The 10,509-nt window shown below is 43.1% G+C and carries 13 protein-coding genes; 12 read left to right on the top strand and 1 reads right to left on the bottom strand.

What is annotated here, in order from left to right; translation table 11 throughout:
- The 9 genes from DXB73_RS03995 to atpC all read left to right on the top strand — a co-directional run.
- The coding region (locus DXB73_RS03995) for a histidine phosphatase family protein (RefSeq protein WP_147354896.1) at positions 1–213 on the top strand (213 nt) is incomplete at its 5' end.
- Between the two features lie 734 nt (positions 214–947).
- Entirely contained in the window at positions 948–1,673 is a 726-nt protein-coding gene (locus DXB73_RS03985; protein ID WP_243103973.1) for a F0F1 ATP synthase subunit A, read from the top strand.
- 104 nt (positions 1,674–1,777) lie between these two features.
- Entirely contained in the window at positions 1,778–2,002 is a 225-nt protein-coding gene (gene atpE / locus DXB73_RS03980; protein WP_022024965.1) for an ATP synthase F0 subunit C, read from the top strand.
- A 27-nt stretch (positions 2,003–2,029) separates the two neighbouring features.
- The gene (gene atpF / locus DXB73_RS03975) at positions 2,030–2,527 is read left to right on the top strand and encodes a F0F1 ATP synthase subunit B (RefSeq protein WP_118690216.1); all 498 of its coding nucleotides are present in this window, start codon (positions 2,030–2,032) and stop codon (positions 2,525–2,527) included.
- Positions 2,508–3,011, top strand: coding sequence for an ATP synthase F1 subunit delta (atpH, locus tag DXB73_RS03970; protein ID WP_022024967.1), 504 nt, complete (start codon positions 2,508–2,510; stop codon positions 3,009–3,011). Before atpF ends, atpH begins: the two co-directional genes overlap by 20 nt.
- A gap of 4 nt (positions 3,012–3,015) precedes the next feature.
- The gene (gene atpA, locus DXB73_RS03965) at positions 3,016–4,521 is read left to right on the top strand and encodes a F0F1 ATP synthase subunit alpha (protein WP_022024968.1); all 1,506 of its coding nucleotides are present in this window, start codon (positions 3,016–3,018) and stop codon (positions 4,519–4,521) included.
- Positions 4,522–4,561: 40 nt separating this feature from the next.
- Positions 4,562–5,452 carry an ATP synthase F1 subunit gamma gene (atpG, locus tag DXB73_RS03960; protein ID WP_118690215.1) on the top strand — a complete coding sequence of 297 codons (891 nt, stop codon included), beginning with the start codon at positions 4,562–4,564 and terminating at the stop codon, positions 5,450–5,452.
- 81 nt (positions 5,453–5,533) lie between these two features.
- The gene (gene atpD / locus DXB73_RS03955) at positions 5,534–6,925 is read left to right on the top strand and encodes a F0F1 ATP synthase subunit beta (RefSeq protein ID WP_118506401.1); all 1,392 of its coding nucleotides are present in this window, start codon (positions 5,534–5,536) and stop codon (positions 6,923–6,925) included.
- A 30-nt stretch (positions 6,926–6,955) separates the two neighbouring features.
- Positions 6,956–7,372 carry an ATP synthase F1 subunit epsilon gene (gene atpC / locus DXB73_RS03950; protein ID WP_118690214.1) on the top strand — a complete coding sequence of 139 codons (417 nt, stop codon included), beginning with the start codon at positions 6,956–6,958 and terminating at the stop codon, positions 7,370–7,372.
- Positions 7,373–7,400: 28 nt separating this feature from the next.
- Here atpC and DXB73_RS03945 read toward each other — a convergent pair whose 3' ends face one another.
- Positions 7,401–8,285, bottom strand: a complete 885-nt coding sequence (locus tag DXB73_RS03945) for a LysR family transcriptional regulator (RefSeq protein ID WP_118690213.1) — start codon at positions 8,283–8,285, stop codon at positions 7,401–7,403.
- A gap of 266 nt (positions 8,286–8,551) precedes the next feature.
- Here DXB73_RS03945 and DXB73_RS03940 point away from each other — a divergent pair, with 266 nt between their 5' ends.
- From DXB73_RS03940 to DXB73_RS03930, 3 genes are read left to right on the top strand one after another with little or no spacing between them, the layout of a single operon-like run.
- Positions 8,552–8,845, top strand: coding sequence for a thiamine-binding protein (locus tag DXB73_RS03940; protein WP_118506398.1), 294 nt, complete (start codon positions 8,552–8,554; stop codon positions 8,843–8,845).
- A gap of 38 nt (positions 8,846–8,883) precedes the next feature.
- Positions 8,884–9,765 (top strand): deoxyribonuclease IV, encoded by an 882-nt coding sequence (locus tag DXB73_RS03935; protein WP_347559510.1) that lies wholly within the window; start codon positions 8,884–8,886, stop codon positions 9,763–9,765.
- Positions 9,766–9,820: 55 nt separating this feature from the next.
- Positions 9,821–10,498 (top strand): response regulator transcription factor, encoded by a 678-nt coding sequence (locus DXB73_RS03930; protein ID WP_243103972.1) that lies wholly within the window; start codon positions 9,821–9,823, stop codon positions 10,496–10,498.
- The last annotated feature ends 11 nt before the right edge of the window (positions 10,499–10,509 follow it).

Genomic DNA, 10,509 nt, shown 5'->3' with positions numbered 1-10,509 from the left:
CGAGACGGTGCAGAGAGTATGCAGGAACTTTGGGAGAGAACCGGTCAATTTTTAAGCGAAATTGTATATCCGCAGCTCAAAGAGGGAAAAAACATATTGATCGTTGGACATGGTGCTATGAATTCCAGCATTCTTTGTCAGGTGAAACATATTCCACTTCGGGATTTTTGGAAAGCCGGCATCCCTAACTGCAAATTAATGAAGTTATGTTAAACTTTTGATTCACTGTTAATGACTCAAACTTCCCATACCGGAAGTTATTGTACAACCACATATTGCTTATTATGTCGAGAATTTAATCAGATTTTGCAGCCAATACACTAAATAGTTCTGTCATCAGAGAACTAAGATAATTGCCGCAGAACGCAGAGTTTTTGTGTGATTTCTTATTTTGTTACATCTCTGATGAATACATGCCTGAAGGATTGTCTGAGATGTCCCGGTCTAGCAAGGTATCATCGATTTTTGGACGGGACGCTTTCGCTACGATGCGCTACGTCACGTTACTTAATGTCTCTGAAATACGAGACATAAGTAACGACGAGCGCAAAGTCCCTTTCAAAAATGATGATTACCTTGCTTCCGGGACTTCGAGTTTCCGAAAGGCATGTAAATCAATCATCAGAGATAACAAAATCTAGAAATCACCAAAAACGAAAATGCGGCAAGGCAATTACTATAGTTCTCTGATGGCAGAAATCGCTCTTTGTTGGCTGCAAAATGCTATATAGTTATTGACATAATAAGCAATATGTGGTTGTGGAGGATTTGAGGTATGGGGAGTTTGAGTTAATGACAAAAAGAACCAATCCGGGTTTTACCGGGATTGGTTCTTTTTGGTTCTAAAGACTTATAAAATAAGGCTTTATGGTATTTATAAAAAATGCGAATGATAAAATAATCAGAAGTTATTAGACATCAGAAATGGAATGCATATAATGGGAGACATGGCAAAAAGCCATGGAAAGGAAGTGAGTATTACGGAGGCATTAACAAAGGAGCTGATGGAAGAATTAAACTGCAATACAGTATTCACAATTCCCGCTTTTGGCGGCATCAAAGTTCCGGAATCAGTCGTCGTAACATGGATCATTATGGCGTTATTGATTCTCCTCTCCATTTTACTGACAAGAAACTTATCCATTGATAATCCTGGCAAGGTACAGCTTGCTTTGGAATCGGGATACCAGATGGCAGAGAGCTTTTTTGGTGAACTGCTCGGAGCAAACGGATTAAAATATCTACCGTATTTGCTGAGCGTGTTGCTGTATATCGCAGTAGCCAACCTGATTGGGCTGATCGGATTCAAGCCACCTACAAAAGATATGGGTGTTACCGCTGCAATGGCCGTTATGAGCATTGTTCTGGTAGAAGTAGCAGGAATCCGCCAAAAAGGGACCAAAGGCTGGTTGAAAGGTTTCTTGGAACCAATATGGATCGTAGCACCGATCAATCTTTTGGAAGTGTTTACCAGACCGTTGTCGCTGTGTATGCGATTGTTTGGTAATGTACTTGGTTCCTATGTTGTTATGGAGTTGTTAAAAATTGTCGTTCCGGCAGTTTTACCAGCCGTCTTTAGTGTTTATTTTGATATTTTTGACGGACTGATCCAAGCATTTGTATTTGTATTTTTGACTGCTTTATATATTGGTGAAGCAGTGGAGATGGATTAAGAGTTTAAGTATTAAGAGTTTAAGTATTAAGAAAGCTTGCAAGGCGGGCGCTGTGCGCAGCAAGCTATTGATTACATACAGGCAGCGCAGAAAAGAGGTAAATTATGACACAGTTAATCGCTATTGGAGCAGGTATTGCAGTTTTGACAGGTATCGGAGCAGGTATTGGTATTGGTTTAGCTACATCCAAAGCAGTGGATGCAATCGCAAGACAGCCGGAAGCAGAACCAAAGATCAAAGTCAACTTAGTGCTTGGTTGTGCATTAGCCGAGGCAACTGCTATCTATGGTTTCGTTATTGCCTTACTGATCATATTGATGCTTCATTAATACAGACAGAAAGGCTGGCGATACAACATGTTACGTTTTGATGGATTTATCTTTACCTTGTTAAATTTGGTCGTTTTGTATGTTGCCATGAGACATTTTTTGATCGGACCGATTCAAAATATATTGGCAGCACGCAAAGAGATGATCGACAAGCAGTTTGCTACTGCACAGAGCAAGGAAGACGAAGCTATGCAGTTAAAACAGCGATATGATGGTCTGCTCGAAAATGCCAAAGAGGAATCCAAACAGATAGTAGAAGAATCCCGAACACGTGCCGGTAAGGAGTATGAGGAACGTGTTCAGAAAGCAGAGCGGCAGGCAAATCGTATATTGGAAAAAGCAAAACAGGATGTAGAAAACGAGCGCGAGCAGGCGATGGAAGCCATGCAAAAACAGATTGCCGGTGTCGCCATGGCTGCGGCTGGTAAGATTCTGAAAGAGCAGGCGGACTCCAGTGTGGATCGCTCTATCTACGATCAGTATATTGCTGGAATAGGGGAATCTCATGAAGCAGACGGCAATTAATTATGGAAAAGTTCTGTTTGAACTTGGAATTTCAGAAGATGCTGTTGAAACCGCTAAGCAGCTTTACTTACAGTCGGAAGAATTGCGTAAAGTGTTGAACAGTCCGATCGTGACCCGTGCTCAAAAGCATCGGATCATTGACAAACTGTTTCCTCAGGAAATGCATTCTTTTCTTAAGAAGGTTTGTGATTACAACGAAGCAGAGATTCTTCCTGACATATTCTCGGCATATGAGATATGGCGCAGAGAAAGTCAGGGTATTTTGGTCGGAACACTTTATTATATGACAGAACCGACGAAAGCACAGCTTAGAAATATCGAACAGGGACTTTGTAAAAAGCTTGGCTGTCAACAATTACAGCTAACGCTGGAAGAAGATCACAGTTTGATCGGTGGATTCGTGATCCGGATCGGTGATCTGGAGATCGATCAAAGCATTTTAGGCAGTGTAAACGGCTTAAAACAAAAATTGACTAGGAGATGATGATGTGAGTACAATCAGCTCAGAAAATATTATATCTATTTTAAGAAGCGAGATTGAAAATTACGAAATAGAAAGCAGAGAGCATGAAGTAGGTACCGTAATCTGGGTTGGTGACGGAATTGCAACCATCTATGGTATGGAACATGCGATGTATGGCGAGATCGTGATTTTTGAAAACGGTGTAAAGGGAATGGTACAGGATATTAAACAGACGGAGATCGGCTGCATTATCTTAGGTAAAGACACCGGCATTCGTGAAGGAATGAAAGTAACTCGTACCAAGAAACGTGCCGGTATTCCGGTTGGAGAACATTATTTAGGACGCGTTGTCAATGCACTGGGTGCTCCAATTGATGGCAAGGGCGACATTGAAGCCGATGACTATCGCCCGATCGAATGTGATGCACCGGGAATCGTGGATCGTAAATCCGTTTCCGTTCCGCTGGAAACCGGAATCTTGTCTATTGATTCTATGTTTCCGATCGGCCGCGGTCAGCGTGAGTTGATCATTGGTGACAGACAGACCGGTAAGACCTCAATTGCGATGGACGCTATTTTGAACCAGAAAGGCAAAGATGTTATTTGTATCTATGTTGCAATCGGTCAGAAAGCATCTACCGTAGCAAAGTTAGTGAATACTTTAGAAAAAAATGATGCGTTGGATTATTCCATTGTCGTAACGGCTACCGCAAGTGAATCAGCATCATTGGAATATATTGCACCATATTCCGGAACTGCTTTGGCAGAATATTTCATGTATGAAGGAAAAGATGTTTTGATCGTTTATGACGATCTTTCTAAACATGCAGTTGCCTATCGTGCCTTATCTCTGTTATTAGAGCGTTCTCCGGGTCGTGAGGCATATCCTGGTGATGTATTTTATTTGCATTCCCGTTTGCTGGAGCGTTCCAGCCGGTTAAGCGATGAGTTAGGCGGTGGTTCCATTACGGCACTTCCAATCATTGAAACGCAGGCAGGAGATGTGTCTGCCTACATACCGACAAATGTAATTTCCATCACAGACGGTCAGATATTTTTAGAGAGCGATTTGTTCTTTGCCGGAATGCGACCTGCTGTCAATGTAGGTCTTAGCGTATCCCGTGTTGGTGGTGCGGCACAGACGAAAGCAATGAAAAAAGCATCCGGTACCGTTCGTATTGATCTGGCACAGTTCCGTGAGATGGAAGTGTTTACGCAGTTTAGTTCGGATCTGGATGAAGAAACGAAGGAACAGCTTGCTTATGGTAATGGACTGATGGAATTATTAAAGCAGCCTTTAGGACATCCAATGTCTTTGGCTGAACAGGTAGTCACTTTGGTAGCAGCAACTTCCAGATTGTTTATTCCGATTCCAAAGGAGCAGATCAAGGAAACACAGCTTGGCTTGTTAGATTATTTCCATAGTAATTATCCGGAGATCATGAAACGCATCGATAACGATAAGGATCTGACCGACGAATTGAAAGAATCCATCGTAGCCGGTGCCAAGAAATATTTGGAACAGAATTAATAATTGATGCGCAAATGCGTGTGCAGAAACGAGGAGTATTATGGCGAATACGAAGGAAATACAAAAACGCATGAAAAGCATAAAAGATACGATGAAGATCACCAATGCGATGTATATGATTTCGTCAACCAAGTTACAGAAAGCCAAGAAGAAACTAGCTGACACTGAACCATATTTTTATTCATTGCAGCAGGCGTTTCGTCGTATCCTGCGTCATATCCCGGATCTGGACAGTATTTATTTTAAGGATACCAGTCAGATCCCGACAGAAGACAAAAAGACCGGCTACATTGTAGTTACCGCCGACAAAGGACTTGCCGGTGCATATAATCACAATGTGATCAAGATGGCACATTCCCTGTTCGAAGATGGCGGACAAAACAGTTTGTTCGTACTTGGAGAGCTTGGTCGTCAATATTTTGCAAGAGAGGGGCTTCATGTGCATAAGCACTTTAAGTACACTGTACAAAGTCCAAGCCTGCACCGTGCAAGAATGATCACCGATGATATTTTAGAACGATATCGAAATGGTGAACTAGACGAAGTGTATATCATATACACCTGCATGGAAAATTCGATGACGACAGTGGCGGAAATGCGTAAGCTTTTACCGTTATCGAAAGAGGAATTTGAAGTTCATATGCCAATTGATGTATATCAGGAAGAGCTTAAGGCAGAACCCTCTTGGAATACGATCTTAGAGCGTTTGGTTCCGAATTACATCAATGGATTTATTTATGGTGCATTGGTAGAATCTTATGCGAGCGAACACAATTCCCGTATGATGGCAATGCAGTCGGCAACGGATAGTGCGAAACAGATATTAGCGCAGCTTTCCATCGAGTATAATCGCGTGCGGCAGGCGGCGATCACACAAGAGATCACAGAAGTCATCAGCGGCGCAAAAGCACAAAAACGCAAACACAAATAGGTGTCTATGACTTTATGTCTTAAGCACACATGACATAAAGTTCACTGCGAACGAATTACGTGTGCAGAAATGAGGAATAGCATGAAGAAGGGAAAAATTGTTCAGGTATCCGGTCCTGTTATTGATGTTGAATTTGAAGACAGTGACCTTCCATTTATCAAGGATGCACTGGAGGTAAATAACGACGGAAAACGCTGTGTCATGGAAGTTGCTCAGCATATTGGCAATAATACCGTGCGCTGCATCATGTTGGCATCCAGTGAGGGTCTGCATAAAGATATGGAAGTTATCGCAACCGGAAGTGGAATTAAAGTGCCGGTTGGAGAGAAAACGTTAGGCCGTCTGTTTAATGTACTAGGTGAAACGATTGATAATGGCGAAGCTTTGGATGAGGAGGAGCATTGGTGCATTCACAGAGATGCACCGGGATTTGAGGAACAGAGTCCGGCTGTAGAAGTGTTGGAAACCGGAATTAAAGTCATTGATCTGCTGGCACCTTATGCCAAGGGCGGTAAGATCGGCCTATTCGGTGGTGCCGGTGTCGGTAAGACCGTATTGATTCAGGAATTGATTCAAAATGTTGCTACGGAACATGGTGGATATTCTATTTTTACCGGTGTTGGTGAACGCTCCCGTGAGGGTAATGATCTTTGGTCAGAAATGAAAGAATCCGGTGTTCTCAATAAAACTGCATTAGTGTTCGGGCAGATGAACGAGCCACCAGGAGCTCGTATGCGAGTTGCTGAGACAGGGCTTACTATGGCGGAATATTTCCGTGATGAAGAGCATCAGGATGTGTTGTTATTTATCGATAACATCTTCCGTTACGTACAGGCCGGATCAGAGGTATCCGCGTTGCTTGGCCGTATGCCATCCGCAGTTGGTTATCAGCCAACATTGGCTAATGAAGTTGGTGAATTGCAAGAGCGTATTGCATCGACGAAAAACGGTTCCGTTACGTCTGTACAGGCAGTATATGTACCGGCCGACGACCTTACCGATCCGGCTCCGGCGACAACATTTGCCCATTTGGACGCAACGACTGTTTTATCCAGAAAAATTGTAGAGCAGGGTATTTATCCGGCAGTTGATCCGCTAGAGTCTAATTCACGAATTTTGGAAGAAGATATTGTCGGCAAAGAGCATTACGATACAGCAAGACGTGTTCAGGAAATTTTGCAAAAATATACTGAATTACAGGATATTATCGCTATTCTTGGTATGGAAGAGTTATCTGAAGAAGATAAGATCACCGTATATCGTGCCAGAAAAATACAGCGATTTTTGTCACAGCCGTTCCATGTAGCTGAGACGTTTACCGGTGTTCCAGGCAAATATGTACCATTGAAAGAAACGATCCGTGGTTTCAAAATGATCATTGATGGTGAAATGGATGACTATCCGGAGCAGGCATTTTTCAATGTGGGTACGATTGATGAAGTGATCGAAAAGAGCAAAGAAAAGCAGGCATAATAAAATGCCTGCAGGAAAGGAGGGTGGACAATGAACACCTTTTTATTAAATGTGACAGCATGTGACCGTGTCTTCTTTGAGGGGTATTGCAGACAGGTTATATTGCCGTTGGAGGATGGCGAAAAAGGCATTCAGGCGCATCACGAAAATATGGTGTTTGCCGTTAATGTTGGAGAATTACGTATTCAGACAGAAGACGGAGCGTGGATCACCGGCGTGGTCGGCAGTGGCTTTGCACAGGTGATCAACAATCGTGTCAGTGTATTAGTGGATACCGCAGAGCATCCGGACGAGATCGATGTACGTCGTGCCAAAGAAGCAAAAGAGCGTGCAAAAGAGCAGTTGAGACAGGAACAAAGTATTCGGGAATATCATATGTCCAAAGCTTCCTTAGCACGCGCTATGTCAAGACTTCGCTATAGCAGTAAAGATGATATGCGGATTTGATCCAATATCAATTAGACAGCGAAAACAACTACGAGGTGATTTTAGGAAATAAAATGTTTTCCTTGATCCAGCCACACAAAAAATCATGAAATTCCATGATCGTGCGATTATGTTGTTTGGATTCCGGAACAGTAACGATGATCTGGCGTCTGCAGAACGGACTTTCGATCGGAAGTAGTTTTACATGCTTCGAGAATGAAGATTCCCAAGAGTACTGTGGCCAAAAGCCGATCCCCAGACCGGCTGCAATCAGATTGCGCACTGTCTCCGGGCTGTCGCTTTCATAGACGATGTTCGGCTTAAACTCAGCAGCCGCACAAAATTCGTCACAGATCTGACGAACCGGGCGTGTTTTTTCCAAGCTGACATATGATTCTGTGGCAGTGTCCTGCAATCGTATGGAATGTTTGTGGGACAGTTCCGATGAAGTTGGTACTGCCAGATAAAATTCTTCCGTAAACAACACCCGCTGGGAAGGTTTTAATTCCGTATCTAAGCCGGTCGCTGAAATAAAGTAATCAGCAACGGGATCATCCGGTTTTTGGGACAAGCGGAATTTGACTTCCGGGTGGATTTCCCGGTAAGCAATAATGCAATTAGTGATAACCGAAGAGGCAGAGCGCAGATTCAGGTGGATGACCGGCTGATTTTGCTGCGCTGCCTCTTTGATCTCATCGGGAATAGCATCTAATGCGGCCATGATCGGTGTCAAACGTTTCTGTAGCATTTTACCGGTTGCGTTTAATGTAATATGACGGTTCTCACGATTGAATAAAGGTGTATCAAATTCCTCTTCCAAGTGCCGTATCGCCTGTGAAACAGCAGGTTGTGCAATGTGTAAACTCTCTGCAGCTTTCGTTACATGTTCGTATTTGGCAACGGCCAAAAAGTACTTCAATTGAAATAACTCCATAATCTTCCTCATTCCTTTGCATCAATTAAAGGTGTGCCGTAACAGTCACATACTGCCAGGCACTTTACAATAAATACAATGTTGCCAATATACCATAAGATGGAAAGTATGGCAAATTTATGTCAATTTATGCACTCAAACTTCGCGTATCCGAAGCTTGAACTATACAGAATAACGGAGGGATGGTTTCCTGCTTATTGTTGACGGTTTTCGGGGAAATAGGTATAATGGGGGTCGGAGTTTTAATCAGAAATGGAGGATTTTTCATGAATGCAAGTGTAGCAATTCAGGTATTACCGAATGTAACGGAAGATGAAGAAGTGATCCGTATTGTTGATGAGGTGATCGCATATATTAAAAGTTTTGGACTTTCTACATCCGTAGGTCCCTTTGAGACAACGATCGAAGGTGATTACGATCAGTTGATGGAAATCGTAGCAGGCTGTCAGAAAATTGCCATAAAAGCCGGATGTGATCAGGTGTCCACCTATGTCAAGATTGTTTATAAGCCGGAAGGCGATGTATTAACAATTGAAAAAAAGGTTTCAAAACATCACTAATATCATTATGTAGGCAATTGCAGGAAATGGAGAGAACATTGAAGGAAATTAAAATTGGTTCCCATGTGGGAATGGCTGGAAAAGAGATGTTTTTAGCCTCTGTAAAGGAAGCAGCAAGTTATGGTGCGAATGTATTAATGCTATATACCGGTGCACCGCAAAACACAAGACGAAAAGATGTTTCTGAACTGAATATCGAAGCTGGATGGGCCTATGCGAAAGAGCATGGGATCGAGGAGATCGTTGTACATGCACCGTATATCATTAATCTTGCCAACACGGTGAAACCGGAGATATTTGAGCTTGCAACGGAATTTTTAGCCAAAGAGATCACGAGAACAGCTGCAATGGGAAGCCATATTCTGGTTTTGCATCCGGGTTCCCATGTAAAAGCCGGTGAAGAGGTCGGGATCAAACAGATCATCTGCGGCTTAAATATGGTGTTAGATGATAATGACGATGATGTCTATATCGCACTGGAAACAATGGCCGGCAAAGGAAGTGAACTTGGCAAAACCTTTGAAGAGATTAAGCAGATTTATGACGGTGTACACAAAAAAGACCGTCTGCGGGTATGTTTTGATACGTGTCATGTCAATGATGCCGGATATGACCTGGTCGGTGATTATGACGGTGTTTTTGCAAAATTTGATGAAGTGATCGGGTTAGACCAGATCGCTGTATTCCATATTAACGACAGCAAAAATCCACTGGGTGCTCATAAGGATCGCCACGCCAACATTGGCGAAGGCGAGATCGGTTACGATACGCTGCATCGCTTGGTACATGATGAACGTTTTGCCCAAATTCCGAAAATCCTTGAAACACCTTGGCGCGTGATCGACGGTGAAGGCACTAAAAAGAACAGCGCAGCCCCTTATAAAGAGGAGATTGCCTGGCTGCGGGAACCAATCTCGTAAACGTTGGACATATAACAACAGGGCACAGGCGGACTGTGCAGAAATGAGGATGCATGTGAATTCCCGAATTTTATTGGTGGAAGATGATCCCACTATTGTAAAAACATTGACTGAATTTCTTAAACTGGAAGGCTTTTTCGTCTCAAATACTGCCGGTCAGACCGATGCCATTGCTTTTTTAGAAGAGCATGAACGAGAGACCGCCTTGGTTCTCTTGGACGTATCACTGGCAGAGGGTAACGGATTTTCGGCCTGTGCTGAGATCAAAGCAAAATACGATCTTCCTGTTATCTTTTTAACCGCTTCCGGAGATGAATACAGTGTTGTCACCGGGTTAGATCTCGGTGCGGATGATTATATTGGAAAACCTTTCCGTCCGAGAGAACTGGTATCCCGCATACGCAGTGTATTGCGCAGATGCGGGAAAGCACAGAACATTATTGAATTGGGAGACGTTACAATAGATACTGCCGGTGGTACTGTCCGCAAAGAGGGACAGGAATTGTTTTTGTCGGCGTTAGAATACCGCCTGTTACTCGTTTTTGCCAATCACAAGGGCAACGTATTATCCAGGAATCAGCTTTTGGAAGAGATTTGGGATGTGGCAGGAGAGTTTGTAAACGACAATACGTTGACCGTTTATATCAAACGTCTGCGGGAAAAGATCGAAACCGATGCCGCCAATCCAACCATTATAAAAACAGTACGAGGACTGGGATATCGTGCTGAGTAAGGAGGACAGGA

Origin of the sequence: Clostridium sp. OM05-6BH (assembly GCF_003481635.1) — a bacterium.
Classification (GTDB): Bacteria; Bacillota; Clostridia; order Lachnospirales; family Lachnospiraceae; genus Butyribacter.
This window is presented reverse-complemented; position numbering and strand designations above follow the sequence as displayed.